General features: G+C 65.0%; 26 protein-coding genes. 8 read left to right on the forward strand and 18 right to left on the reverse strand.

What is annotated here, in order from left to right:
• Window positions 1-13: 13 nt before the first annotated feature.
• Window positions 14-1,072 carry a ferredoxin--NADP reductase gene (locus ACWDTF_RS00335; RefSeq protein ID WP_355276577.1) on the forward strand — a complete coding sequence of 353 codons (1,059 nt, stop codon included), beginning with the start codon at window positions 14-16 and terminating at the stop codon, window positions 1,070-1,072.
• Between the two features lie 47 nt (window positions 1,073-1,119).
• Window positions 1,120-1,509: a DoxX family protein gene (locus tag ACWDTF_RS00340; RefSeq protein ID WP_355276579.1), complete on the forward strand. Its 390-nt coding sequence runs from the start codon at window positions 1,120-1,122 to the stop codon at window positions 1,507-1,509.
• Between the two features lie 4 nt (window positions 1,510-1,513).
• On the opposite strand, the gene ACWDTF_RS00345 is transcribed toward ACWDTF_RS00340, so the two are convergent.
• The 7 genes from ACWDTF_RS00345 to ACWDTF_RS00375 form a co-directional block, all read right to left on the reverse strand.
• Window positions 1,514-2,248 carry a DNA alkylation repair protein gene (locus tag ACWDTF_RS00345; protein WP_449753832.1) on the reverse strand — a complete coding sequence of 245 codons (735 nt, stop codon included), beginning with the start codon at window positions 2,246-2,248 and terminating at the stop codon, window positions 1,514-1,516.
• An 8-nt stretch (window positions 2,249-2,256) separates the two neighbouring features.
• The gene (locus ACWDTF_RS00350; RefSeq protein ID WP_355276581.1) at window positions 2,257-3,468 is read right to left on the reverse strand and encodes an NAD(P)/FAD-dependent oxidoreductase; all 1,212 of its coding nucleotides are present in this window, start codon (window positions 3,466-3,468) and stop codon (window positions 2,257-2,259) included.
• 41 nt (window positions 3,469-3,509) lie between these two features.
• Window positions 3,510-4,067, reverse strand: coding sequence for a hypothetical protein (locus ACWDTF_RS00355; protein ID WP_355276582.1), 558 nt, complete (start codon window positions 4,065-4,067; stop codon window positions 3,510-3,512).
• The gene (locus tag ACWDTF_RS00360) at window positions 4,068-4,727 is read right to left on the reverse strand and encodes a hypothetical protein (RefSeq protein ID WP_240860818.1); all 660 of its coding nucleotides are present in this window, start codon (window positions 4,725-4,727) and stop codon (window positions 4,068-4,070) included.
• Window positions 4,724-5,212 (reverse strand): hypothetical protein, encoded by a 489-nt coding sequence (locus ACWDTF_RS00365; protein WP_240860817.1) that lies wholly within the window; start codon window positions 5,210-5,212, stop codon window positions 4,724-4,726. Before ACWDTF_RS00365 ends, ACWDTF_RS00360 begins: the two co-directional genes overlap by 4 nt.
• Complete coding sequence (locus ACWDTF_RS00370; RefSeq protein WP_355276586.1) at window positions 5,209-5,805, reverse strand: hypothetical protein; 597 nt, start codon at window positions 5,803-5,805, stop codon at window positions 5,209-5,211. Before ACWDTF_RS00370 ends, ACWDTF_RS00365 begins: the two co-directional genes overlap by 4 nt.
• Before the next feature lie 325 nt (window positions 5,806-6,130).
• Window positions 6,131-7,363 (reverse strand): HNH endonuclease, encoded by a 1,233-nt coding sequence (locus ACWDTF_RS00375; RefSeq protein WP_449753833.1) that lies wholly within the window; start codon window positions 7,361-7,363, stop codon window positions 6,131-6,133.
• Window positions 7,364-7,630: 267 nt separating this feature from the next.
• Here ACWDTF_RS00375 and ACWDTF_RS00380 point away from each other — a divergent pair, with 267 nt between their 5' ends.
• Together ACWDTF_RS00380 and ACWDTF_RS00385 are read left to right on the forward strand one after the other, a co-directional pair.
• Window positions 7,631-9,097, forward strand: a complete 1,467-nt coding sequence (locus tag ACWDTF_RS00380) for an amino acid permease (RefSeq protein ID WP_355279697.1) — start codon at window positions 7,631-7,633, stop codon at window positions 9,095-9,097.
• Window positions 9,094-9,972, forward strand: coding sequence for a universal stress protein (locus ACWDTF_RS00385; RefSeq protein WP_240862814.1), 879 nt, complete (start codon window positions 9,094-9,096; stop codon window positions 9,970-9,972). Before ACWDTF_RS00380 ends, ACWDTF_RS00385 begins: the two co-directional genes overlap by 4 nt.
• Here ACWDTF_RS00385 and ACWDTF_RS00390 read toward each other — a convergent pair whose 3' ends face one another.
• The 5 genes from ACWDTF_RS00390 to ACWDTF_RS00410 all read right to left on the reverse strand — a co-directional run bounded on the left by ACWDTF_RS00390 (window position 9,973) and on the right by ACWDTF_RS00410 (window position 15,606).
• On the reverse strand, window positions 9,973-10,680 hold the full coding sequence (locus ACWDTF_RS00390) for a nitroreductase family protein (RefSeq protein ID WP_240862817.1): 708 nt from the start codon (window positions 10,678-10,680) through the stop codon (window positions 9,973-9,975).
• Window positions 10,681-10,828: 148 nt separating this feature from the next.
• On the reverse strand, window positions 10,829-11,701 hold the full coding sequence (locus ACWDTF_RS00395) for an SDR family oxidoreductase (protein ID WP_240862820.1): 873 nt from the start codon (window positions 11,699-11,701) through the stop codon (window positions 10,829-10,831).
• A 46-nt stretch (window positions 11,702-11,747) separates the two neighbouring features.
• Window positions 11,748-12,371, reverse strand: a complete 624-nt coding sequence (locus ACWDTF_RS00400; protein WP_355279703.1) for a TetR/AcrR family transcriptional regulator — start codon at window positions 12,369-12,371, stop codon at window positions 11,748-11,750.
• 4 nt (window positions 12,372-12,375) lie between these two features.
• A complete protein-coding gene (locus tag ACWDTF_RS00405) occupies window positions 12,376-13,716 on the reverse strand; it encodes a cytochrome P450 (protein WP_355279705.1) in 1,341 nt (446 codons plus the stop codon).
• A gap of 930 nt (window positions 13,717-14,646) precedes the next feature.
• Entirely contained in the window at window positions 14,647-15,606 is a 960-nt protein-coding gene (locus tag ACWDTF_RS00410) for an o-succinylbenzoate synthase (protein ID WP_433256188.1), read from the reverse strand.
• Window positions 15,607-15,691: 85 nt separating this feature from the next.
• Between ACWDTF_RS00410 and ACWDTF_RS00415 the strand changes: the two genes are divergently transcribed.
• Complete coding sequence (locus ACWDTF_RS00415) at window positions 15,692-16,630, forward strand: oxygenase MpaB family protein (protein WP_240862491.1); 939 nt, start codon at window positions 15,692-15,694, stop codon at window positions 16,628-16,630.
• Window positions 16,631-16,636: 6 nt separating this feature from the next.
• Here the strand turns inward: ACWDTF_RS00415 and ACWDTF_RS00420 are convergent, their stop codons facing one another.
• The 4 genes from ACWDTF_RS00420 to ACWDTF_RS00435 form a co-directional block, all read right to left on the reverse strand.
• Entirely contained in the window at window positions 16,637-17,386 is a 750-nt protein-coding gene (locus tag ACWDTF_RS00420) for an alpha/beta fold hydrolase (RefSeq protein WP_240862494.1), read from the reverse strand.
• Window positions 17,387-17,447: 61 nt separating this feature from the next.
• Window positions 17,448-18,389, reverse strand: coding sequence for an alpha/beta hydrolase (locus ACWDTF_RS00425; protein WP_240862532.1), 942 nt, complete (start codon window positions 18,387-18,389; stop codon window positions 17,448-17,450).
• A gap of 160 nt (window positions 18,390-18,549) precedes the next feature.
• Window positions 18,550-19,278 (reverse strand): SHOCT domain-containing protein, encoded by a 729-nt coding sequence (locus ACWDTF_RS00430; RefSeq protein WP_240862497.1) that lies wholly within the window; start codon window positions 19,276-19,278, stop codon window positions 18,550-18,552.
• 132 nt (window positions 19,279-19,410) lie between these two features.
• Window positions 19,411-20,244 (reverse strand): SHOCT domain-containing protein, encoded by an 834-nt coding sequence (locus ACWDTF_RS00435; RefSeq protein WP_355279221.1) that lies wholly within the window; start codon window positions 20,242-20,244, stop codon window positions 19,411-19,413.
• 133 nt (window positions 20,245-20,377) lie between these two features.
• Between ACWDTF_RS00435 and ACWDTF_RS00440 the strand changes: the two genes are divergently transcribed.
• The gene (locus ACWDTF_RS00440; protein WP_355279224.1) at window positions 20,378-21,250 is read left to right on the forward strand and encodes a CDP-diacylglycerol diphosphatase; all 873 of its coding nucleotides are present in this window, start codon (window positions 20,378-20,380) and stop codon (window positions 21,248-21,250) included.
• Between the two features lie 55 nt (window positions 21,251-21,305).
• Here the strand turns inward: ACWDTF_RS00440 and ACWDTF_RS00445 are convergent, their stop codons facing one another.
• Window positions 21,306-22,004 carry a DUF6861 domain-containing protein gene (locus tag ACWDTF_RS00445; protein WP_240862502.1) on the reverse strand — a complete coding sequence of 233 codons (699 nt, stop codon included), beginning with the start codon at window positions 22,002-22,004 and terminating at the stop codon, window positions 21,306-21,308.
• 158 nt (window positions 22,005-22,162) lie between these two features.
• Here ACWDTF_RS00445 and ACWDTF_RS00450 point away from each other — a divergent pair, with 158 nt between their 5' ends.
• Complete coding sequence (locus ACWDTF_RS00450) at window positions 22,163-22,522, forward strand: TA system antitoxin ParD family protein (protein WP_355279230.1); 360 nt, start codon at window positions 22,163-22,165, stop codon at window positions 22,520-22,522.
• Window positions 22,522-23,085, forward strand: coding sequence for an AAA family ATPase (locus ACWDTF_RS00455; RefSeq protein ID WP_240862506.1), 564 nt, complete (start codon window positions 22,522-22,524; stop codon window positions 23,083-23,085). Before ACWDTF_RS00450 ends, ACWDTF_RS00455 begins: the two co-directional genes overlap by 1 nt.
• A 142-nt stretch (window positions 23,086-23,227) precedes the next feature.
• On the opposite strand, the gene tuf is transcribed toward ACWDTF_RS00455, so the two are convergent.
• Complete coding sequence (gene tuf / locus ACWDTF_RS00460) at window positions 23,228-24,418, reverse strand: elongation factor Tu (protein WP_240862509.1); 1,191 nt, start codon at window positions 24,416-24,418, stop codon at window positions 23,228-23,230.
• Window positions 24,419-24,523: the final 105 nt, after the last annotated feature.

The following is a 24,523-nucleotide window of genomic DNA, read 5'->3' on the forward strand; positions in this document are numbered from 1 at the left end:
GAGAAATGGTGAGATGACCGAACTGACAACCCACGGCTCACGCAGCGTGATCCTGACCGTCGCCGACGTCATCGACGAAACGGACGACGCCAAATCCATCGTGTTCGACCTCCCGGATTCGGCGTCGGAGCAATTCACCTCGTACAAGCCGGGACAGTTCCTCACGCTGCGCATCCCGAGCGACCAGACGGGTTCGGTCGCTCGGTGCTACTCGCTAGCGTCCGCACCGTCGACCGACAAGCTGCCGAAGGTCACCGTCAAACGCACCGTCGACGGATACGGCTCGAACTGGGTCTGCGACAACCTCACTGCCGGCTCGCAGATGGAGGTACTGCCCCCGTCGGGCGTGTTCACCCCGAAGACCTTCGACGAGCCGCTGCTGCTGATCGCCGCCGGAAGCGGTGTGACGCCGGTGATGTCGATCCTCAAGACGGCGCTCGCCACCAGCGACTCGCCAGTTGTGTTCTTCTACGCCAACCGCACCGCCGACGACGTCATCTTCGCCGCCGAATTGCGCTCGCTCGCCGAAGCGCACGCCGATCGTCTGACCCTGATCCACTGGCTGGAAACGCTGCAGGGCCTGCCCTCCGCACGCGCCCTGGCAACGCTGTTCGGTCCGTTCGCCGACAAGCATGTCGCCTACATCTGCGGCCCGGGACCGTTCATGGATGCCGTGCACAAGGGGCTGGCCGACGCGGCTTTCCCGCACCACAACGTGCACACCGAGGTCTACAACTCGCTGTCGGGAGATCCGTTTGCCGACGTCGTCCTCGACGAGGTGTCCGAGGACGAGCAAGCCGAGGCGGCCACCGTCGACGTCGATCTCGACGGCGAGACCCACACGCTGAGCTGGCCCCGCAAACGCACGCTCATCGACATCATGCTGGCCGCAGGCCTCGACGCCCCCTACTCGTGCCAAGAGGGCGAGTGTGGCTCGTGTGCGTGCACCCTCACGGAGGGTACGGTCGAGATGGACAATCCGGGAGCGCTGGATCCGGAGGACATCGAGGACGGTTACATCCTGGGCTGCCAGGCACGCCCCACCTCTGATTCACTCAAGATCGAATTCTGAACCAGCACAGCAACTCCGGGCCGAATACGACCAGGACGGCAAACACAATGTCAGTGCTCGCACGCATCGGAAAGTACACGCCCGAACAATTGGCCCGCGCCTTGGCCGGCATGCTGATGACCATCGGGGTCCTGCATTTCGTCGCGCCCAAACCCTTCGACGAGATCGTCCCCGAGGAGATCCCGGCCGACCCCCGGACACTCACCTACGCATCGGGCGTTGCCGAGGTCGCCATCGGTGTCGGCCTGCTGGCGCCGCAGACGCGCAAGGCCTCGGGCTGGTTGGCGGCCGCACTCTTTCTCGCGGTCTACCCGGCGAACATCAACATGGTGCGCCTCTGGTGGGACAAGCCGTTGCCGTACAAGGTGATTGCCATCGCCCGACTCCCCTTCCAGATCCCGATGATCGTCGCCGCGCTCAAGGTCGCACGCTCCTGACAGATCAGCGCAACGACCGGTAGTACGTGCGCCGCTCCGGCGGCAGGTGCTCGATCGCGTAACTCAGTGCGGTCCGGCCCATCTGCGCCGCATGATCCTCCAGGTAACCGCTGAGGGTGGCGGGGTCGACGCGTTTGCCGACCTCGCGCAGCATCCATCCGAAGGCCTTCTGCACCAGATCGCGGCGGTCGTCGATCACCAGTGGCGCGACCGCCAGCGTCGCGGTGGCGTCGCCGTGTTTGATGAACGCGAAGGTGCCGATGATCCCGACGCGCCGCCGCCACAGATCCTGCTGCGCTGCGAGTTCGACGAGGGGTTTCCGGTCGTCGCGGGCATGCAGATATTCACCCAGAATGGGGTCCGCCGACGAGTCGACGAGGTCCCAGTTGTTCACGCGACCGCGGTCGACGGCCGCGAGGTACAGTTCGATCCACCGTTCGCGTGCGGCGTCGTCGGCGGCACGGTCGAACTCGGCGCGCAGGCAGAACAGCGCGATCAGGCGGTGCTCATGCACCGGCGACGCCAGCAGCTCGACGATGGCGTCGGCACCGATCCCACTGAACTGCTTCGCGATTCGACGCTGCAGCGGGACCGTGAGGCCGATGAACTCGTCCCCCTCGCCGTATCCGCCCGGCTTTGCCTGGAAGAATCGCGCCGAGTTCACGGCACGCTCTGGATCGGCCTGCGCGGCGGCCGCGGCCATCACCGCTGCCGCAGTCGCCACCGGCCGGTCATTCATCCGGCCGCTCAGATCACCTCGGAGATGGGTGTGCGGGTCTGCAGTTTCGGACGCGTCTTCATGACCGCACCGACCTTGCCCGCACCGATCACGGCGGTGAGGTACCCATCGCGGCTGTAGTAGGCGAGGAACTTCTTGCCGTCGTCGGACGCGATGTGCAGATCGTCGTCGGCGCGCGGGCTGCCGAGAACCTGGATCTTCAGGTCGAACTGATCGCTCCAGAAGTACGGCACCGACGCGGTGACGGCATCACCGCCGACGATCTGGTGGGCGACGATCGATGCCTGCTCGACGGTGTGATTCCAATGTTCCACCCGCTTCGGCTTACCGCTGTCGTCGAGCCAGTTGGCCACGTCGCCGATCGCGAACACGTCGGCTGCGCTCGTGTGTCCGGTTGTATCACAGGCAATTCCGCCGCCATCCTCCCGTGCCGCCAGGGCAATGCCCGACCCATCGAGGTAGTCGGTGACCGGCGTCGACCCGATTCCCACGACGACGATGTCTGCTGCGAGTTCGGTGCCGTCGGAGAGCTTCACTGCGCGCACCTTCCCCGCGTCGGCGATGAGCTCGGAGACAGCCACCCCCGCGTGGACGTCGATGCCGTTGTCGTTGTGCAGTCGTGCGACCAGCGCGCCGATCTGCGTGCCGAGCGCTGCGGCGAGCGGCGTCTGCGCCGGTTCGACGAGGCTGACCGACAGGCCGCGGGTGAGCAGACTCGCCGCAACCTCACACCCGATGAAGCCGGCGCCGATCACCACAGCGGTTTGGGCCGCATCGATTTCACCGCGCAGGGCCACCGCGTCGTCGTAGGTGCGCAGCAGGTGCACTCCGGCCAGATCGGGGTCGGCACCGGGAAAAGCGCGGGGCGCCAGCCCGGTCGCGAGGACAAGCGTGTCGTACCGCAGAGTTTCGCTGTGCGCCGGATCGTCGGGCCGTTCGATGGTCACGGTCTTGTCGTCGGGCGCGATGGCGGTGACGCGCTCACCGAGTCGCAGCTCGATGCCGTGCTCGCCGTAGAAGTCCCCCGGCTTCAGGTCGACGCGGTCGTCCTTGCCCAGCAGGACGGATTTGGACAGCGGGGGGCGGTCGTAGGGTGGGTGCGCCTCGGCGCCGATGAGCGTGATCGATTCCACGTACCCGTTTGTGCGGAGGTTCTCCGCAAGACGGATCGCGCCGAGTCCGGCTCCCACCACGACCACGCCGGCCGATGATTCACTCAACAATCTCTCCTCAGCGGGTGATGTCCCATGTGTGATGTCATTCACATGGTGATGTCACCGACCGGTTGAAGGTCGGCGAGCAGCCAATTCCCGTCGACTCTACGCATAGTCGCCCACCTTGCGGAAGGGGTTGTCCCGCTCCGTTGATCGGCGCCTTGCGCAGGTGCGTCGGCGCGGTGCAGCTGCTGATCGACGAACACCAGGACCCGCGCGGTGTCCCCAGGGGAACCATGGAGTCCGACGCCGACCACGCGCGCCGACACGGCAACTCCGGCCTCGATAGCACCGGCCGCGATGACCCCGTATCCGCGCGCGCGAAAATCCAGCGCGATCGGATCGGTCAGCAGCGACGCAGTGTGCCGAGTCTGATCCGCAGTGGTGCCGGGGCCGAAATTCAGGAGCGCGGTGACGGCCGATTCGGTGGAGCGCAAGACGTCGGCACGTTCGGTGTCGGACACTCCCCGATCGGCGCGCAGAACACCGATCCACCCGGCCAGCGCCACACCGAGTGCGAGCACCACGACGATCGCTGCGCACGCCGCCCGCCTGCGCTGTTGACGAGTCAGTCGGCGCGAACCCACCAGAGAACCGTGCTTCATCTACAGGGCCCTCGCGTCGGCGACCCGCCACCCGTCGGCGGTCCGGATCATGGTGAGTGCCACGGTGATCCGCTGAGCGGTCACATCGCGGGACGGCGATGGCGCCCCGCCCCCGAGCAATGCCGGATTGGTCGCGTCGGCGACAGTGAGGACGTCTGCTCGCGCGCCGTCGGCCGGATCGTCGGGTGGGTCGCTGACGAGTCCGCTCGAAATCACCTGTCCCACACTCGGACCGGACTGCTTGCCGACCTCCGCTGCGATGGCGTCGCGCAGTCCTTCGAGCCTCTCGCGCCGCGCCCCGGCGCTCACGTCGAGCACCTTGTCGACATACGCCTGCGGATCGGCCGGATCTGCCGACAGCATGGCGACCACCGCCGCGTCGGCAGCACCGATGACCGCCGCCCGCTCGTCGTCCAGGGCGTCGGCGGACCGCACCTGCACTCCGAGGATCACCGACGCAACCATTAGCCCGACGACGACCACGACCGCGCCCGCCATCGTCATCCAGAACCAACGCGAACGACGACGCGCGCGGTCGAGGAGCGCCGGCGCAGCCTCAATGCGGGCGGTACGCGCCCCACGGGTCGCCTCCTGCACGCGCTGGATCCCGCGCTCGACGCGGACGGATGCAGCATCAGAACTCTTGTCGCTGTTGCTCATCCGACGATGTCCGCCCGGTCCAGGAGCCAGTGGTCTGCGTGTTTCACGAAGTGGGTGAGCACGGTCTGCCGGGTCGGCGCCGGGTCTGGTGCCGCCTGGGTGCGGGTCGTGACCGCAACTCGGATCAGCACCTCACCGTCCCCTTCTCCGACGCGCACCAGACCGACCGTCTCCGGGCGCCACACCACAGAGACCACGGGCTCTGTCGGCGCCCGATTCAGCTGTGCACCATAACTTTCGGTGAACTCGGGCCCCACCAGGCCACGCGCACGATCTCGGTCGGACTGCCACGTGCGCGTGTCCACCGAGAACACGTCGGCAACGATGCGTCCGGCCTGTGCTCGCAACTCGTCCCGGTTGGCCTCGACGGTGTCGTCGGCGTGGTGAGTGCGCGCGAGCACGCCGACGACGACGCCGAGCGCAACCAGCACGGCCACTGCGATCACGGTCAACAACGCGGCACGTCCGCGGGACACAACTTTCATGGCAGGTACTGCACCGCCGCGAGTTTCAGCTCACCGTCCGCAGGTGTCACCAGCACCCGGAGCCGAAACCGGCGGACCGCTTCCGCTCGCGGATCCGGTTTCGCGGATGCACGGTCGAAGGTGACCGTGGCCGCAACGAGGACCGATGCCGTGTCGTCGGCGCGGCCGGCCACTCCCGTGCCGTCGACCGACGAATGTGTCACCGTCCCGTGGGCCCGCACGAATGCGGTGTAGGCGTCGGCGGATTGGGCGAACTCGTCGTAGAACGCCCCGGTCGCCCCGGACAGAATCCGCCACACCTGCTGCGGGTCCCGATGGTTCGGCGACAGCAACACGGACACTCGTTCGGCGGCGGCGCTCTCGAAGTCCGCGTCGGTGTAGTGATCGGATGTCCGGACCCATGCCGTCACCATTACTGCGGCCAGGGCAACCGCGACCACAACGCCGCCGACGACCGCGACCCACCAGACCCGGGACACCGGCGACCGCGTGCCCGCCGCGATCTCCGCAGCGTGCAGCTCGTCGACGGCCTCGGCCAACTCGCGACGAGCTGAGCGGTCCGCCGACAGGAGTTCGGAGGACTGCGACGGCATCGGGCCCCTCCTGCCTCGTAGGTCCACCCCCACGTGTCGGTCGTCACACTCCACACTAGTGGTGCACGTTGTCGCACACCGACGCGACCCGACCCGGCCCTGTGTCATCTGCAGCGATGTCGGTGCTTGCCGTGGGTATTTCGGTAGCGCGGCAACGGTTTCGCCGTGGCGTCGCGGTTCACACTATGGAGTTCTCAAAGGTCGTGCGCGGAGCGAACTCCGCTGTTCGGGATGGTCACCGGCGGATCTCGACACGGCGCCTCGCCCCTGGGGCTCGGTACCGGCTCGATCAGCGGCAGGGGCGCGAGATATCACGTGGTCGGGTTCAGGCGGCGTTGTCCAGGCGCATGGTGCGTCGGTTGTAGGCCGGTAGTGGTCTCCTTTCCGGATCGACACTGGCCGGCGGGACCAGCCAGGGGTGGCGGTCATGTCCAAGCACCACATCCCACCCGTTGTGGTGCACATCGGTGTGGCAGGACGGGCAGAGTAGGCACCCGTTGTCCAGGACGGTTTTGCCGCCGTCGGCGTGGTGTTTGATGTGGTGTGCGTGGGCCCAGGACGCCGGCGCTCCGCATTTGATGCAGCACCCTCCGTCACGCACGATCAACGCTCGACGCAGGTGTGGTGGGAACAGGCGTAGGTTGTCGGTCATCGCGACCGGCACCCCGTCCTTGTCGACGGTGATCGCGGTGACCACCGCATCACAGGTCAACAACCGGGCGGTGTCCAGGGTGACGGGTCCGGTGAACGCCATCGACGCCAGATCCGGATTGTCCGCCGGCAACGTGAGCAGCACTTGATGTTTCGGCATGCCCACCAACCTGTCATCCCCGTGGGCGGCGGCATCAAGGATGCGTTCCAACGCTTCGGAGCGGCGGCGCCCGGCGCTGCGGGCGTCGGGGGAGCCGTCGGGTTCGGGACGAGGTGCGGCCAGGGCGTCGATCATGGTGTGCAGTTTCTCCCCGATCACCGCATCCACATCCCCGCGCACCACAACCCGGCCGTCACCATCGGTGGTCACATCGAAGGTGTTGATGTCGCGGTCATCGCGGGCGGGTACCGCGGCAGGAGCATCGTCGGCGACCCGGTTGCCCAGGGTGCGGGCACGGCGGTCGATGTCGGCGGGAGTGGCACCGGAGAAGGCTTGGGCCAGAAGATCGGTCACACAAGTTTGACGCAGCGCATCGGTGAGCGGTTCCCTCGCGCGGACACCAATATGCGACAAGCCCCGGGCGATCGCGTCGGCGTGTTCGCCGGACAGCGTGCCATCGGCGGTGTGACCGGCCAATCGTGGTGTACCGGCCAGAGCAACACCGACGCGCAGCAACCGGGTGGCGACCGCGGGCGCGCACCCCATGACGATCAGCAGTTCGCGGGTGGTGCGGCCCTGCTTCGTCGCGATCCCCAGGCGTTCGACCGTGGCAGCCAACACCGCGGCGTGGTGGTCGACCAGGTTTCGTAGCCGCAGCAGCGCGGTGAGGGCCTCATGCACCTCACGGCCGGTGTCGGGTGGTGCGAACGCGGCGAGCTGGTCGCAAAGGTGTTCGATGTGGGGCATGCGTCCAGAATACTCGAACACGTATGCGAGTCAAGGACTATTTTCGCAGGTCAGAGACCCGACACTAGTGTTACTGGTGGTGCGAAGAGAGCGTGTAATCGAGTACAGGAGTCACAGCAACACCATGCGTTTCAGGCCCTGCGACAGCACGGGCTCTCGGCCTTGCGCTCCTTCGCCCCCGAACCGATCGGCACCGTTATCTCGCATTCGCCCTGCACGTCGTCGCATCCGGGAGCAGAATCGATACACCCTGGCCAGGAGGCACTGATGACGCAAGCACAGTCAACGACGAGTCTGCTGTTCCGCCGCAAGCCGGTCGAGGGGAAGGACGCTCCCGGCGGCGGTGCCGGCGAACCTCACCTCAAACGCAGCATCGGGACTTTTCAGCTGACGCTGTTCGGCGTGGGCGCTACGGTCGGCACCGGTATCTTCATCGTCGTCCCGGAGGCCATCAGCAAAGCCGGCCCCGCAGTTCTCCTCGCATTCGTCATCGCCGGCGCGGCGGCCGGTCTCGCTGCGATCTGTTACGCCGAAATGGCGTCCGCCGTGCCTGTTTCCGGATCGAGCTATTCCTACGCGTATGCGACGCTGGGCGAGATCGTGGCTGTCGGCATCGGTGCATGCCTCATGCTCGAGTACGGAGTGTCGGCGGCCGCCACGTCGATCGGTTGGGGCCAGTATCTCAACGAGTTGATCGGCAACTTGTTCGGTTGGACGATCCCGCACCAGCTGAACGCGGCGCCATGGGGCGTCGACGATCCCGGCTGGATCAACCTGCCCGCCGTGATCCTCGTCTTCCTGTGCGGCGCTCTCCTCATCCGCGGTGCCAGCGAGTCGGCCCTGGTCAATACCGTCATGGTGCTCATCAAGCTGGGCGTGCTCCTGCTCTTCGCGGCAGTCTGCCTGACCGCTTTCACCTCCAGCCATTTCTCGCCGTTCATGCCCGAGGGCATGTCCGGGGTGACGTCGGCCGCCGCGGTCATCTTCTTCACCTTCATCGGACTCGATGCCGTGTCCACCGCGGGCGATGAGGTGAAGGACCCACAGCGAGCGATGCCGCGCGCGATCATCGGCGCCCTGATCGTCGTCATCAGTATCTATCTGCTGACCGCGATCGCCTCGATCGGTGCTCAGGCATGGACGGAGTTCAACCCCGACGACGAGGCCAGCCTCTCGGTACTGGCGAACAATGTCACCGGTTCGACGTGGGTCGGGAATCTGATCGCCGCCGGCGCGGTCATCTCGATCTTCTCGGTCACCCTGGTCGTGATCTACGGGCAGACGCGCATCCTGTTCGCGATGGGCCGCGACGGTCTGCTGCCGAAGTCGTTCTCGAAGGTCAGTCCTAAAACGATGGTGCCGGTGAACAATACGGTCGTCGTGTGCGTGATCATCGCAATCCTGGCCGGCTTTGTGCCGATCGACAAGCTGTGGGATCTCGTCTCGGTCGGCACCCTCGCGGCGTTCATCGTCGTCTCGGTCGGCGTGATCATCCTTCGTCGCACGATGCCGAATCTGCCGCGCCCCTTCCGTGTGCCCGGCTACCCGGTGACCCCAGTCCTGTCGGTCGCCGCGTGCATCTGGATTCTCAGCGGGCTCGCACCGATCACGTTCCTGTTCTTCGGCCTCTGGGTGGGTGCGGCGCTGATCTTCTACCTCCTGTGGGGACGTCGGCACAGCAAGCTGAACAACCCACCTGAGGAACCGGTCTCCACGGACAAGTCGCTGTCATGACGGTTCTCGTCGGTTACGTCCAAGGTGAAGGCGGAACGGGCGGTGTGCAATTGGGCGCGATGCTCGCCGAGTCCGCGGGCACCGACCTCGTCGTCGCGACGGTGGTACCGAAGCCGTGGACCACACCGTCGATGGCAAAGGTCGACGCCGAGTACGCGTCGTGGACCGACGAGATCGTCACCAAGGCCGAGCAGGAGATCGCCGACTACATGACGATCTACCCTCCCGATCTGGATTGGCGTTTCGTGCGCCTGGATCACCGGACCGCGGCGTCTGCGCTTTCGGCACATGCGGTGGAGATCGGCGCACGGGTACTCGTCATCAGCTCGGCCAACGGAGGGCAACTCGGGCAGATCGTGACGGGCTCCACCGCGGACTGGCTTCTGCATCGTTCGCCGACGCCCGTCGCACTGAGCCCGCGAGGCTACCGTTCGCCGAAAGATGGCAAGCTCACCCGGATCACGGTCGCGTACGCGGGAACCGACGACGACGGGATCATCTCGCGGGCACGTGACGTCGCGGGGCTGATGGCAAAACCGATGCGCGTGGTCACCTTCGCGGTGCGCGGTGGCGCCATGTATCCGCCTCTGGTGGGTATCCGTACCGAGAACCAGGTGCTCGATCAATGGATCGAGCAGTCGACGGCGGCGCAGCAGAAACTCGCGGCCGACGGCGTCATCGAAAGCGGAACGCCCACCGAGGTGGCCTCCGGTACCGGATGGCGTGAGGCGGTGGATTCGATCGAGTGGATCGAGGGCGAGGTGTTGTTCGTCGGCAGCAGTCACGAAGGTCTGCTGTCCCAGGTGTTCGTCGGATCGAGGGCACACAAGCTGATTCGGCACTCACCCGTGCCGGTGGTTGTCCTACCGCGCTGATCACCAACCGTCGCGGTGGATGACGTCGTCCGGCTCCACACGGCTGACGGGACCGAACCGACCCACCGGCCAGCCGACGGGGATGACCGCAAAGGTCTTGACCCGCCGGGGAATTCCCAAGATCTTCTTGAACTCGGACTCGAACATCAGATGCCAGGTGGTCAGAGTTGCACCGAGACCCAACTCCCGTGCTGCCAGCAACAGGTTTTCGACACCCGGGTAGACGCTCGCGGCCTCCGACATCTCCCCCGTGCGTCGAACGTGGCGCATGGTGTCGAGTATTCGTCTTCCACCGAGACACTTTGTGGCCGAGATGATTTCACGAAGATTGGCCCGGGCAGCGTCGTAGAGCGGTCCGCTGTCGTAGCAGAACACAATGAGCGCGGGTGTCTCGTGGAAGTGCTCCTGCTGATACCGCAGCGCCGCTCTCAGCTTCCGCATCTTCTCTGCGGTCGAGTTCGGTGGAACCGAGTCGCCGGTCATCTGCATGTAGAAGTCGGCGATGACGTTCCACAGCTTCGCGATCTCGGCCATCTTGGCGCGATCGGTGACCACGACGTACTGGTAGCCCTGGATGTTGCTGCCACTGGGCGCCCACGTCGCAGCCCGGATCAGTTGTGTCAGCAACTCTTCGGGCACCGGATCGGGTTTGAGCCTCCGCATGGCGCGCATCGTCGACATGGTGTCGAACATCGGCGAGTTCGTCATCGACCCTCCAGCCGGCAGCAGCGTACACGCGGTGTCACGAAGACCAGTTCAGCGTGCGGTTGCGCACGCCCATTGTCAACGACGCTTAGTGGCCCTGTCCATGAATTCGTCGGGGGTCTTCGGCGTTAGATCAACGGGCAACCAGGGGTCAGTTGGTCCGCTCGCCCCGGATTCGGCTGGTGTAGGCGGCGCGCACTTGTTGATCAGGGTTCATGAAGATCGAGTCGAGCTTGGTGAGCTTGCGCGACAACCGTTTCATTCCCTGTGGGAACAGCGCACCGGACTCGGCCCACATCATCGCCCGTGGCGCGTACACCCGCACTCGCGGCTTGGCGATGGTCGACACCACGATCTGCGCCACCTCCTCCGGGCCGACGGTCTGCACCAGCGCGTTGGTCTTGAGGCCGGAGATCAGGGCCGTGCGAGTGAAGGTCGGCAGGATCGAACTCACCTGGACGCCTTCGGGTTCCAACTCTGCATTGAGCGCCTCGGAGAATTCGATGACCGCGGCCTTGGCGCCGTTGTAGATGGTGAGACCCGGGGTCGGGATGCGGCCGGCGGTCGACGCGATGTTGACGATGTGCCCACCCCCGCGAGTCACCATGCGCCGGGCCATCAACTGGCTGCCGAGGATCACCCCGATGACGTCGATGTCGAAGGTGCGGCGAATGATGGTGTCGTCGTAGGACAGGAACGGTCCGACCGGCATGATGCCCGCATTGTTGACGAGCACGTCGATCGGACCGAGTCGCGCCTCGACCTCGTCCAGGAACGCGTCGAAGGAGGCGCGGTTCGTGACGTCCACCTCCACACCCTCGATACCGAGATCGGCCGCAGCCTTGCCGACCGCCTCGTCATCGATGTCACCGATGGCCACCTTCGCACCGGCCTGGAAAAGCTGCGTGGCCGTTTCGAATCCGATGCCCCGAGCACCACCGGTGACCACCACGACCTTGTTCTCGAGCGCGGCCCGCAGTGCGTCGTGGTCGGGTTTGCCGGACAGCTTGTCACGCAGACTCATTGGATGTATCCCCCTGGGGTGGAATCGAATTGATGTGCGGTTTGGTTCACCAGATCATCGGTGCAAGGAACTTCTCGGCGAACCCGCGAACGTAGGCGGGTTGTTGACGCTCCTCGTCGGACGCGGGTGTTTCGAGGAAAGAGATCACCAGCCGGACATGGAGTTCGACCGCCTGCAGCAGATCGTCCTGGGGCATGGTGGCGCCTTCGTCGCGCATCGTGGCGGCGACACGCTTGGTGACCATGTCGATGAACAGCGACGTCATCGACGCGGTGATGCCCTTCATCTCGAGATCCGTCAGCACGATGCGGTGCAGCAGTGGATCTTCGGAGATCATCGTCGCACCGATGGCGAAGGCCTCCACGATCGCACCCTTGGGCCCCAATCCATGCGTGGCTTCCTCGAGTCGCGTCATCCCACGCTCGTACGCGTCGTTGGCGACGGCGAGCAACAGCGCCTCTTTGTTGGGGAACCGCCGATACAGTGTGCTTCGGCTGACCCCGGCCCGCGCCGCGACCTCGTCGACGTTTGCCCGCCGCACGCCGACCGAGGTGAACTCCTCGGCAGCGGCGGCCAGGATCGCGGCCTCCTGGGCCTCGGGACTCTCGGTGTTGCGTACCTTTCGGGACCCGGCGGGTCGTACCCCGGGCCGTACCGCGTTGCTGCTCACCACGTCACCGGCGCCGTAGGTTCACCGGCAGCTTGTCCTTGGGCACCGGGAGCGAGCTGTAGTCCATCGGAATCTGGTAGTCGGCGGGCACCGACCATTCGTAGCCGCGCAACAGGTGATGCAGGATCGTCTTGATTTCCATCTGGCCAAAATACAGGCCGATGCATTTGTGAACGCCACCACCGAACGGAGTCCACGCCATTCGATGGCCCTTGTCCTCGGCGCGTTCCTTGCTGAAGCGCTCGGGGTCGAACATGTCCGGATTCGTGTAGAACTCCGGGTCGCGATGATTGGTCAGCTGAGAAACCGTGACGATCGTGCCCTTCGGCACGAAGAAGCCTTGCACGGAGGTGTCCTTGATCGCCATGCGCGGTTGCGCCGGAACCGGCGGGCACATCCGCAGAGATTCTTTGAGGATGAGATCGAGTGCTCCCATCCGGCTCAGGTCGTCGTAGCCGAGTTCGGGGTTGAGCTCCAGCGATTCGGCGCGGGCCCGCTCCTGCCATTCCGGCGACTTGGCCATCCGGTAGGCCATCTGGGTCATGGTGATGGTCGACGTGTCGTGCGCGGCCATGAGGACGAAGATCATGTGGTTGACCACGTCCTCGTCGGTGAATCGGTGTCCCTCTTCGCTTTCCGCGTGGCAGAGCACGGAGAACAGGTCCGGTGTCTCCTTGGCGCGTTTGGCGTCGATGTTGGCGTAGAAGAACTCCTCGAGAACCTTGCGGCCCCGCAAGCCCTTCCACCAGCGGCCCCCGGGTACCGGCTTGCGCACATACGCGACACCCGCGCGCACGGTGTCGATGAAGGCCTTGTTGAGCTTGTCGGCCTCGTCCTTCGGGAGTTCGAGGCCGAGGAACACCTCGAGCGCCACATCGAGTGTGAGTTCCTTGAACTCGTCGAACAGCTTGACGTCGCCGGTGGGCATCGCAGCGACTCGCTCGGCGATGATCGGCTGCATCTCCTGCATGTACCCCTTGAGCACGCTCGGGGTGAATGCCTGCTGAAGGATGTGCCGGTGATGCCGATGCTCGTCGAAGTCGAGCAGCATGATGCCGCGGTTGAAGAACGGTCCGATGAAGTAACTCCACGCGGGCCCGTTGGCGAACGCGCGATCCTTGTTCATCAGGATCTCGTTGGCCGCCCGCGGCCCGCCGGTCACCACGAGCTTGAGCCCGAGCGCGTTCATTCCCGAGATGTTGCCGAACTGGGCCTGACGCTTGTCGCCGTACTTGAAGGGGTCACGGCGCATCTCGATCATCTCGAGGATGCCGGGCCGATTCGAGTACGGTACCGGACGCAGGTCGCTACCTGTCGACACAGATGCAGACTCGGTTGTCGTCATGGCTGTCTCCCTCCAAAGCCGGCGAGCGCGACCGCTACGGGCGCTCGATGTGACCCACGTCGCACACCCTAGCGCATGTTGGAACAGATTGGCCAATATGTCTCTTCCTACTGGTTGGTGGCACCTACCACCCGCGGGCCGGGATCGATCGTCGGCGATCGTGGACGCGGGAAGAGCCCGGCCTCGTCGCAGAAACCGCACTTGTCGCCAGAAACCTCAGGTGCGGCCAGAAACCGCTGGTGCGGCTCGGGTTTCTGACCAGACACGCGGTTTCTGAAATCGCGACACGCCGACGACGCGCCTCGGAGGTCGGCGAAGCCGCCGTCGCGGCCAACCATCACCGAGGTCCCAGTCGAGCACAGAAAGCGCCCTTCGCCACCCAAGAAACTAGGGGAAGAAAACTCCTCCCCTACTCTTGGAGTCCTCCCCTTCAAATTTCTAGGGGACGACTGTGAACCCCGGGGAAGAAACTCTTCCCCTAGATTTTGCGGGCTGGGCGTATCCACATCTCCGCAGGTCATCGCGGTGGTCACGGGACTCTTCGGATCAGCGTCCCTCCGTCGGCGTTGCCGACGATCGTGGAGGCAGGAAGAGCGCGGCCGCGTCGCGGAAACCGCACTTGTCGCCAGAAACCGCAGGTGTGGCCACAAACCGCTGGTGCGCCTCGGGTTTCTGACCAGACACGCGGTTTCTGACATCGCGACACGCCGAACGAGTGCCCGTCCCTGCGCGGTCCTCGGAACCGGGAACATCGTCGTCGAGCGAGAATCGCGATCCGCCGCCACAAAAGTCGGGGAAGAAACTCTTCCCCGACCCTTGGTGTCGTCCCCCAGAAGTTTCTCGCGGACGACTACGAACCCCGAGGAAGAAGTTCTTCCCCTAGATTTTGCGGGCACGACGTCGGAGCATTTGCCCAGGTCAGCGAGGCGGTCACTCAACTCTTCGGATCAGTGCATGACAGCGTTCAAGACGCTCGTGCCACCACTGCCGCCGGTCCGGCGGCGCGAGCAGGTGGTCGAGCGGACCGATGTCCGACGGCCCGAACCAGCGCGGCTCGATTCTCCCGTCGACCGGCAGGAACGACGGCGCCACGTCCGCGTCGAACAACGATCCGGTCGCCAGTCCGCAATCCAGCACCAGACTGGGCAGGGCTGCCGCAGCCGCCACCCCCGCGGCCATTCCGACCGCGGAGTCGAGGGCACTGGACACGACCACCGGCAGTCCGATGGCGTCTGCGACGGCCAGAGTCGCCCGCATGCCGCCGAGCGGGGCGACCTTGACCACCGCGACGTCGGCCGCATCGGCGGCGACGACGCGCATCGGGTCGCTCGCCTTGCGGATCGACTCGTCGGCCGCAATCGGCACGTCGACGGCGCGGCGCACCTGCGCGAGTTCTTCGACCGTCGCGCACGGCTGTTCGACGTACTCGACGGGCCCGATCGCACCGATCGCCGTAATCGCCTGTTCGACAGCCCATTTGCCGTTGGCGTCGACACGCACCCGGTCGACGACCTCCCGCGCCGCCTCGACGCGTTCGACGTCGTCGGCCAGCGTCTGACCAGGTTCGGCGACCTTGACCTTCGCGGTCCGCGCGCCGGGGTATCGGGCCAAGATGCCCGCCACCTGATCGGCCGGAACCGCGGGCACCGTGGCGTTCACCGGAACGCTCGCACGGACGGCCGGCGGCGGCCCGAGATAGGCAGCCTCGATGCCCGATTTCAGCCACGACGACGCCTCGGCATCGTCGTACTCGACGAAGGCGCCGAACTCTCCCCAGCCGGCCGGGCCGGCGAAGATCATGACCTCCCGCTCGATCAGGCCACGAAAACGTGTGCGCATGGGTACGCGAACGACGACCGCCGAGTCGAGCAGTTCTGCCGCCGTCGGCACGGAAAACCTGTCTGACTGCACCCATCCTCCGCTCACCATTGAGACAAATCTTTGCGTTCGTCCCAAGATGCGATAACCTCGCGATATGTCAGTGAACCAGGGATTCGAGGTCGGTATCCGCGAGGCCGAGCCGGTCATCGTCGACGACACCCCGGACAGTGCCGCCGAGATCGTGATGCCTCGGCTCGGCGCCGACTCCCTGATCTGGAAGTTCTACGGCGATTCCCGTGGCGTGCTGGGCTTTCAGCGACTGGCCGGAACCGAGAACTGTATCGAGCAACTCGGCCAGGCGGTGCTCGACCACTCGGTGATCTTCGACGATTTCCTCGGGCGCGCCAAGCGCACCGGCCCCCCGGTCATGAAGACCGTCTACAGCACCGAACCGCAGAAGTGGGGTCGCACGGTCCGCGACTTCCACCGCGACATCAAGGGCACCATCAGCGACGGCTCGCGCTACCACGCACTCAATCCCGAGCTGTTCTACTGGGCGCACGCCACCTTTGTCGACCAGGTCCTCTACATCACCGACACCTTCATCCGACGCCTCAGTCGCGCCGAGAAGGAACAGATCTTCGAAGAGAGCAAGGTCTGGTACGAGCTGTACGGAGTGAGCCCGCGCAGCCAGCCGCAGACCTACGACGAGTTCGTCGCATACTGGGACGACATGCTCGACCGCTTCGTCCCCCACAAGACGATCGTGTACGCGACCGGCTACATCCGTCAGGGCCTCCCCCGACCCAAGCGCGTGCCGGCCCCGGTCTGGCGCGTCGCGTCGGCACCGCTGAACGCCTTCATCCGGACCGTCATCGTGGGCACCCTTCCGCAGCAGATGCGTGACGTCTGCGACCTGGAATGGAACGAGAAGCGGGAGAAGAACTTCCAGCGCTTCGCCGCATTCATGAGGGCGATGAACCCGCTGTTCAACCGGTTGCCGCTCAAAGCACTCTACGTTCCATGGGCCTACGAGGCGTGGAAGACGGTCGGCGTCGACCCGCGGCCGTTGCACAACAAGCCGGCGGCCTGACCACCGTCATCGATCGTCGAGGAAACCCACTGCGGCGTCGATGAATTCGCGACTCTTGTCGCGGTGCACGCTGTGGCCGGTGTCGATCCGCACAAACCGGCCATCGGGTAGCGCCTCGGCGAGCGTCGCCAGATGGCGTGGCGGCAGAAAGCTTTGCGGGCCACCGGAGATCACCAGCGTCGGCGCCGTCACGCGCTCCAGTTTCGCCCACCACTGCGGCGCGCTCACCTCGAATTCGGAAGCCACCGTCTCGGCCATCCGCCGATCGAATCGCAGTACCGGGTAGGGATTTTGGACAAGGGAGACGAGCCCGCGCACGTGTTCGCCGAATCTGGCACTGACGGTGATCTGTTCGTCGACGTCGGCCTGGTCACGGGGCATCGGCGGCACCTCCTCGAGCACCAGCCGGCTGACCCGTTCCGGCCGGGTCATCGCCAGCCTGAGCAGCGAGTGCGCACCCAGGGAGTGCCCGACGGCGTCGACCGTGTCGAGGCCCAACTCGTCGAGGACGAAGTCGAGGTCGTCACGCAGGTCGTCGAGCCGGTACGGGCGATCTCCCCGACCGCTTCGGCCGTGACCGCGCAGATCGACGCTGATCACCGGGCGGCTCACGGCGCGCAGTCGCCGTGCGGTTGACCGCCAGGTGGAATGGTCGCCCGCCATGCCGTGGACGAGGAGTACCGCACGTCGGGAGTCGAGATCGCCGGACACGCGGACCGCGAGGTCTGGGCCCGTGGTTCTCGTCAGTATCCGCACACCGAACACCCCTTCGTCGCTCGCGCTGCTCGCAGCGCCAGCCTACGGCGTCAGTTCAGGGTCACCGATCGCGGAACCACTTCTGGTTCTTGGCCCGCCAGACCATGTCTTGCCAGTAGTCCCACTGGTGGGTGCCGACGTTCGGGAAGTCGGTGGAGATGCGGATGCCCTGCAGGTTTGCCGCGACCTCGAAAGCACGGGTTTGGGCGAGGGAGATCATTTCGAGCGGGGTACCCTTCACCGACGCCACCGCATCGGTGTTGTGGGAACCCCAGGTCGCCGAGCCGGACGCCACGCGGATCTTCATGCCACGCATCCTCGGGAGTTGCACCAGCGCGTCGTTGTTGGTCCACCGCTTGTTCCACGGCGGACCCCACATCGCATCGGCACTGAACGGCCCCATCCCGCTCTCCATACCCGCGTCGATGAGCGCGAGCCGCACGGCCTCGCGCATCGTCGGCGCGGAGAGGTTGAGATAGCCGGACATGGAGAAGATGTGCGAGATGCGCTTGCGGTGATAGGCACCGTAGATCGCTGCGGCGTTGCCGCCCATGGAGATTCCCATGATGGCGTATTTCCCCAGCGGGCCGACGGCGAGTCCGCGGGCGTCGAGCTCACGGATGATCGTGTTGAGTCGGCACGTCCAGCGATACCGGTACTTGATCTTGTTGCCCGGGCTGGCGGTCTGCCAGTCGGTGTAGAAGCTGGCCAGCCCGCCGACCGGCTCGATGACGTTGACGCCGGAGTCGGCGAGCCGCTGGATCTTGGTCTCGTGCCGCCAGCCGCTCATGTCCTTGGTGGCGCGGAGTCCGTCGAGCGCGATGACGGTCTTGTAATTGCCCCACTTGGTCCACATGTCGACCGGTGAACTCGGCATCCCGCATCCGCTGACGTAGAACCGGCCGAACGAGGCGGCGTCGGCGTTGCCGACTTGAGGCGCACCGATTCCGATGACCGCGAGCACGACGATGAGCGAGACAATGATTCGACGCCGACGGCGCATGACGCGCGGGCGACCAGTGGTGAACTGCACTGCCGAACAGTAAAACGCCGTCGACCAGCGACGCTACGGCTGTGACCACAGGGCGCCGACATCGAAACCGACGTGTTACCAATGAGGTGATTGTTGCGTGTGTTACTAGAGTTACTTGTGGGCTCGCAGCTCAGAGAGAGCCGAGAATGCGATGACGCGTTTGTGAGTACTCGTCGTCACTGATCAGGCCACGCTGCCGGAGCCCCTCGAGTTCGGTCAGTCGCTCTTCGACGCTGCGATCGTCGTCGTCGCCGGCATCACGACCACCGCCGGCCCGATACCCCCGGACGACCTCCATGACTTCGGCGCGCGCCTGCGGATTGGACCGCAGGTCGATCGATCCCGACACCGGAATCCGGTAGCGATGCAGGACCTGCAGGATCGCGAGCAGCGGCTCGGCCTGCCCCGTGATGTCGTAGGTGCGACCGTCCTCGGCCGAGGTGAACCGCGCCGGGACCGATCCGGCCAGCAAAGATGTTCCCTGCCAGTCGATCTCGAACTCTCGCGTGGCCGCGTCGACCACCACGACGAGTCGGCGCTGATGCAGCAGGGCCTGCTGGAAGAGCGGTACCACCGTCCGCTTCTCGGCGTCGAACGCAGCGATGCCGTCGCCCTGAACACGCACACCGAGCACCATCATCGGCTGATGGTTGACCTGCATGCCCGTCTGCGTCATCGACATGATCTCGGCCATGGCGACGCAGCTCGTCGGGCGCATCGCCAGGTGCTGTGCGGCCGTACCGCCGGATTGCTGGACGGCCTGGGTCAACGACGACGCGATGTCGGACAGCCCGCCGGAGAACATCCCCGCCAGACCCGATCGCCGGGGATTGGGCCCCGAGTCACCGAACAATCCCATGGGCGCATCTTAGACCCGCTCACCTCTGTGAACTGGGCGTTTCACCTCACCGAACGACCACCCGTTCGTGGCAGACAGAGGTTGCAGTTTGACGCGGCACCGGCGTCGAACTGCAACCTCTGTGCTGTCGGATCAGATCGACCCGAGGATTCGACCGCGCGCCTCGGCGTACTCGGCGTCGGTGATCGCCCCGCGGACCTTGAGATCCTCGAGGTCGGCGAGCCGCTCCCCGATCGACCGTTCGCGGGGCAACTTCTTCTCGTCACCACCGCCCATGTACGACTGCACGACGCTCATCACCTCGTCGCGCGCCGCGGGATTGGACCGCAGGTCGATGGAACCTGCCGTCGAAATGCCATGCTGCTGAAGGATTGCCAGGATCTTGCTCAGCGGCTCGAATTGTCCGGTGATGTCGTAGGTCCGACCATCTTCCGCCGAGGTGAACTGCGCCGGAACCGACCCGGACAGCAATGCTGTTCCCTGCCAATCGATCTCGAACTCGTTGGTGGCCGGATCGACCAGCACCGCGAGCCGACGGCCGTGCAGCAGCGCCTGCTGATACACCGGCACGACGGTGCGCTTCTCGACGTCGAAGGACACGATGTCGTCGCCGTGAATGTGCAAGCCCAGCTTCATGAGTGGTTGGTCGTTGATCTCGACGTTGGTCTGCTGGATGGACGTGATGTCGGCGATCGCGGCACGGCCGGTGGCCCGCAATCTGCTGGATCGCTGGTTCCCGCTCGACGACATCAAGCCCAGACCGATGCCGAGCGCGACGTCGAGGATCGTGATCCCGAGACCGGTCCAGAGCATCCACTCGATGCCGGGTTCGTCGATGAGGAAGTAGGCCACCAGAAAGATCGGACCGACGATGCCACACAGCATCACGAAACCGAAGGTGCTCAAGAACGTCCACACCGACCGCGGGGTACGTGGGCCCGAACCCGATTCGCCGAACATGGTCATGGCAGAACCATAGAACGTGGCAGATGAACAGGTTGGGTCAATATCGTCGTTCCGGCAGCGTATGGCCTTTTTCGGTGGCAAACTCTCGCGTCAGGTGAGCCACCCCCGGGGCTCCTCGGCGAGAAGGGCCGATATGTTGCACCACTTCCACTTCTCGGATCGGAGCGTCCGTAAGACGTTCGTGGCCATCGCCATCGGAGCCGTGGTCGGCGCCACCGCCGTGGGCGTCGGTTCGGCTCCCATGGCCTCGGCAGCACCGCCACCCGCAGGTTGCGGACACTACTCCGACGCCGTCGCGGGCAACCCGCCCAATACGCGCATCAAACTCTGGGAGCGCGTGAAGGACGCGAAGAAGAGCGCCACGCCCGACACTCGCGGAAACATCCGAGTGGTTCAACCAGAGAAGCAGAATCCGAAGCTGTACTCGATTCGTTCCGGTGGCGACCACCCCGGCTTCGGTGACGATTTCCTTCTCGTCCCCACCAACCGGATTCAGGGCATCGAGTGCTCGTACCTGTGGGATGGCTCGCAGTTGAACTTCTGGCGCTACGCCTGGAAAGAGGGCACCACCACGGTCTACAAGAATCCGAACAAGCCGTTGGCCATCGGAGTCAACTCCGCCGACGCCCGTGGCCAGGACCAGCTCCACCTCCACATGGCACAGGCCAATCCCGCTACGGTGACCGCGTTGAAGGCGATCAAGAAGCCGGAGACCAACCTGAACCGGTGGGCTGCCCCCACGTCGAATGTCGTACTTCCCGTCAACGACTACAAGAACAAGAAGCGCACGGACGCGGTGTTCCGGGTCGTCAAGTACACGGGTCAGATGCCGAATCTGGTCAAGGTGCTCCATACCCAGGTTCAAAGCGATATTCCGCACCAGTGCATTGCGGTGATCGCCTCCGGCGCTCCCAACACCTATTACCTGCTCAACAGCACCCCCGCCCTGAAGAGCGGCAACGACAGGGGCACCGGCCTCTGCGACTACGTGTACGGCTGGAACTAGCCAATAGCAAAGGTGCCCGGCCACTTTCGTGACCGGGCACCCGCGCAGACCATGACTACTTGACGGTGACCGAGCCTCGCAGCAGCGCCTGCTGCCAGTTTCCGATCGCCTTGTAGCCGGCGCCCTTGTTGCACGTCTGGTAGCCGACCTGCACACCGATGGACACGCCGTAGTACGCGCCGATCAGCGCACCGTAGATCGCACCGAAGATGAAGAACAGGGACCCCACCAAGGCTCCGATCAACGCCCCGATGAGCGAGCCGGTCGCGGCGTAGTGCGACGCGCACGGCCAATCGGCCTTGAGTTGCTTCCACATCTCGTCCCATGCCCGGTTGGCATTGAGCTTTCTCGGCTTGTTCTGTGGCGACTTCTTGTCATGACCCGATGGCTGGTTCGTCTGCGGCTGCGTGCGCTCGGCGACGGGAACCATCCGCACCGACCGCGAATCAGCGGACAGCGTCGGCGCAATCCGCACGACCTGATCCCCGAGATCGGCGAGCAGCGGAAGACGCTTGCGCTCAGCGCCCCGCGAATCCACCAGCAGCAGAGCGTCACCGGAGGCCGACTTCCGGAACATCCCCTCACTCAGGTTGACCAACACCGATTGCCCGTCGTCGGACACCGACACCGACGCCGGCCCTGTCGTCATGCTCATCTTCGGTGCGGGTGCCGCACCGGCGGTCCCCGTCGGCACTACCACTACGATCGCCACCGCCGCGGCGATCGCTCCGAGAACCGGCATCCACAACTTCACTCGACACTATCCTCACAGGAACTAGTAAGCCTTACCTAAGTAAGAGCTCACAAACCTTACTACGGAGTGAGTGCGCAACTGCCGGAAGAGATGCGCAGATCACACCGGATCGATGCCGCGTGCAATCAGCGGGCGTATCATTTCGATACACTCTCTCCATGACCGGTTCGTCTCGACCAACGCGAGTCGATGAAGATCTGTGGAATGCTGCGGTCGCCGACGCGCAGGTGCAGCATCGCAGCGCCGTCCAGCAGATCAATCGCTGGATCCGCATCGGCCGCGAACTGGAATCCTCGCCTGGCGTCAGTCAGCGTGATGTCCAGTGGGTATTGGCCGGCGACGGCTCCTACGACGACCTCTCCGAACGCGAACAGGCGATCGTTCGCGCCGAGTGGGACCAACGGATCACCGAGCGCCGAGAGGCGCTCGACTTCGAAGCGGAATTCACGGAGTCGGGAGAATCGTGGTCCGAATCGGATGACACAGGCGACGTCGTCATCCGGCCCACCCACGACTGATGCCCGTCCTGCACGTCCTCGCGGGACCCAATGGCTCCGGTAAGACCACCTACGTCGAGCGTGTCCTGCGACCCGTCACAGGACTGCCGTTCGTCAATGCCGACGTGATCGCGCATCAGCGGTGGCCGGGCGCTGAGCCGGAACATGCTTATGAGGCCTCACGGGCTGCGGCGGCACAGCGTGGCGAACTCCTCATTGCGCAAAAGTCTTTCATCACCGAGACCGTGTTCAGTCATCCCAGCAAGAACGACCTCGTTGACGACGCACTCCGACGCGGCTACCTCGTTCACCTGCACATGATCCTCGTGCCGGTCGATCTGACCGTGCAGCGTGTGGCCGAACGCGTGCGCCGGGGCGGACACGAAGTCCCTGAGCACAAGATCCGCGAACGCTACGACCGGTTATGGCCACTTGTCGCCCGTGCCCGCGACCGCGTCGACCGCGCAGAGTTTTTCGCCAACCATCTCGCCCGGACGCCGTACCTTTTGGTGGCGACCTATGGCCACGGCGTTCCAGTTGGATACCCGGCCTGGCCCACCTGGACTCCGTCGGACCTGACCTGACAAGCAAAGGCGCCCGGTCACTTTCGTGACCGGGCGCCTTGTCGACTCAGTGAGTCAGTGAATCACTTGACGATCCGCGACGCAGGCCCGCGCCTGAAGGACCACGCTCTCACGTGACCTCCTCGGGCGCGGGAAATCGTCGCTACTTGACGATCTTGGTGACTCGACCCGCACCGACGGTGCGGCCACCCTCGCGGATGGCGAAACGCAGGCCCTCGTCCATGGCGACCGGCTGGATGAGCTTGACGCTCATCTCGGTGTTGTCGCCCGGCATGACCATTTCGGTGCCCTCGGGGAGGGTCACGACGCCGGTCACGTCGGTGGTACGGAAGTAGAACTGCGGACGGTAGTTGTTGAAGAACGGGGTGTGACGGCCGCCCTCGTCCTTGGACAGGATGTAGGCCTGGCCCTCGAACTCGGTGTGCGGGGTCGTGGTGCCCGGCTTCACGATGACCTGACCGCGCTCGACGTCCTCACGCTTGAGGCCGCGGAGCAGCAGACCGGCGTTGTCGCCCGCCTGCGCCGAATCGAGGAGCTTGTGGAACATCTCGATACCGGTGACGGTGGTCTTGGTGGACTTCTCGCGGATGCCGACGATCTCGACTTCCTCGTTCACGTTGACCTCGCCGCGCTCCACACGACCGGTGACCACGGTGCCGCGGCCGGTGATGGTGAAGACGTCCTCGACGGGCATCAGGAACGGCTTGTCGGTCTCGCGGACCGGGTCCGGGATCGACTCGTCGACGGCAGCCATGAGCTCCTCGACCGACTTGGTCCACTCGGGGTCACCCTCGAGGGCCTTGAGCGCCGACACCTTGACGACGGGGGCTTCCTCGTCGAACTCCTGGGCGGCCAGCAGTTCGCGGACCTCCATCTCGACGAGCTCGATGATCTCTTCGTCGTCGACCATGTCGGCCTTGTTCAGGGCGACCAGGATGTAAGGCACGCCGACCTGGCGGGCCAGCAGCACGTGCTCACGGGTCTGCGGCATCGGACCGTCGGTGGCGGCGACCACGAGAATCGCGCCGTCCATCTGAGCCGCACCGGTGATCATGTTCTTGATGTAGTCGGCGTGACCGGGGGCGTCGACGTGTGCGTAGTGACGCTTCTCGGTCTCGTACTCGACGTGCGAGATGTTGATCGTGATACCACGAGCCTTCTCTTCAGGAGCCTTGTCGATCTGGTCGAACGCGAAGCTCTTGTTGAGGTCCGGGTACTTGTCGTGCAGCACCTTGGTGATGGCCGCGGTCAGGGTGGTCTTGCCGTGGTCGACGTGACCGATGGTGCCGATGTTCACGTGCGGCTTGGTCCGCTCGAACTTCGCCTTCGCCACTTGATTGTCCTCCTGGACTGTGTTGCTCTGCTGGGCGGATCCCAGCAGGGGTTTGTGTACTTACGTTGTTTGCGCCCGCTTGTTGTGTGGCCGGCGCATCCCGCT

Source organism: Gordonia sp. NPDC003422 (assembly GCF_053588675.1).

What these genes read in the sequence shown, in the direction of transcription:
- ACWDTF_RS00335 (WP_355276577.1), top strand. Translation starts at nt 14, where the DNA reads ATGACCGAACTGACAACCCACGGCTCACGCAGCGTGATCCTGACCGTC.
- ACWDTF_RS00340 (WP_355276579.1), top strand. Translation starts at nt 1,120, where the DNA reads ATGTCAGTGCTCGCACGCATCGGAAAGTACACGCCCGAACAATTGGCC.
- ACWDTF_RS00345 (WP_449753832.1), bottom strand. Translation starts at nt 2,248, where the DNA reads ATGAATGACCGGCCGGTGGCGACTGCGGCAGCGGTGATGGCCGCGGCC.
- ACWDTF_RS00355 (WP_355276582.1), bottom strand. Translation starts at nt 4,067, where the DNA reads ATGAAGCACGGTTCTCTGGTGGGTTCGCGCCGACTGACTCGTCAACAG.
- ACWDTF_RS00360 (WP_240860818.1), bottom strand. Translation starts at nt 4,727, where the DNA reads ATGAGCAACAGCGACAAGAGTTCTGATGCTGCATCCGTCCGCGTCGAG.
- ACWDTF_RS00365 (WP_240860817.1), bottom strand. Translation starts at nt 5,212, where the DNA reads ATGAAAGTTGTGTCCCGCGGACGTGCCGCGTTGTTGACCGTGATCGCA.
- ACWDTF_RS00370 (WP_355276586.1), bottom strand. Translation starts at nt 5,805, where the DNA reads ATGCCGTCGCAGTCCTCCGAACTCCTGTCGGCGGACCGCTCAGCTCGT.
- ACWDTF_RS00375 (WP_449753833.1), bottom strand. Translation starts at nt 7,363, where the DNA reads ATGCCCCACATCGAACACCTTTGCGACCAGCTCGCCGCGTTCGCACCA.
- ACWDTF_RS00380 (WP_355279697.1), top strand. Translation starts at nt 7,631, where the DNA reads ATGACGCAAGCACAGTCAACGACGAGTCTGCTGTTCCGCCGCAAGCCG.
- ACWDTF_RS00385 (WP_240862814.1), top strand. Translation starts at nt 9,094, where the DNA reads ATGACGGTTCTCGTCGGTTACGTCCAAGGTGAAGGCGGAACGGGCGGT.
- ACWDTF_RS00390 (WP_240862817.1), bottom strand. Translation starts at nt 10,680, where the DNA reads ATGACGAACTCGCCGATGTTCGACACCATGTCGACGATGCGCGCCATG.
- ACWDTF_RS00395 (WP_240862820.1), bottom strand. Translation starts at nt 11,701, where the DNA reads ATGAGTCTGCGTGACAAGCTGTCCGGCAAACCCGACCACGACGCACTG.
- ACWDTF_RS00405 (WP_355279705.1), bottom strand. Translation starts at nt 13,716, where the DNA reads ATGACGACAACCGAGTCTGCATCTGTGTCGACAGGTAGCGACCTGCGT.
- ACWDTF_RS00415 (WP_240862491.1), top strand. Translation starts at nt 15,692, where the DNA reads ATGTCAGTGAACCAGGGATTCGAGGTCGGTATCCGCGAGGCCGAGCCG.
- ACWDTF_RS00425 (WP_240862532.1), bottom strand. Translation starts at nt 18,389, where the DNA reads ATGCGCCGTCGGCGTCGAATCATTGTCTCGCTCATCGTCGTGCTCGCG.
- ACWDTF_RS00430 (WP_240862497.1), bottom strand. Translation starts at nt 19,278, where the DNA reads ATGGGATTGTTCGGTGACTCGGGGCCCAATCCCCGGCGATCGGGTCTG.
- ACWDTF_RS00435 (WP_355279221.1), bottom strand. Translation starts at nt 20,244, where the DNA reads ATGACCATGTTCGGCGAATCGGGTTCGGGCCCACGTACCCCGCGGTCG.
- ACWDTF_RS00440 (WP_355279224.1), top strand. Translation starts at nt 20,378, where the DNA reads ATGTTGCACCACTTCCACTTCTCGGATCGGAGCGTCCGTAAGACGTTC.
- ACWDTF_RS00450 (WP_355279230.1), top strand. Translation starts at nt 22,163, where the DNA reads ATGACCGGTTCGTCTCGACCAACGCGAGTCGATGAAGATCTGTGGAAT.
- ACWDTF_RS00455 (WP_240862506.1), top strand. Translation starts at nt 22,522, where the DNA reads ATGCCCGTCCTGCACGTCCTCGCGGGACCCAATGGCTCCGGTAAGACC.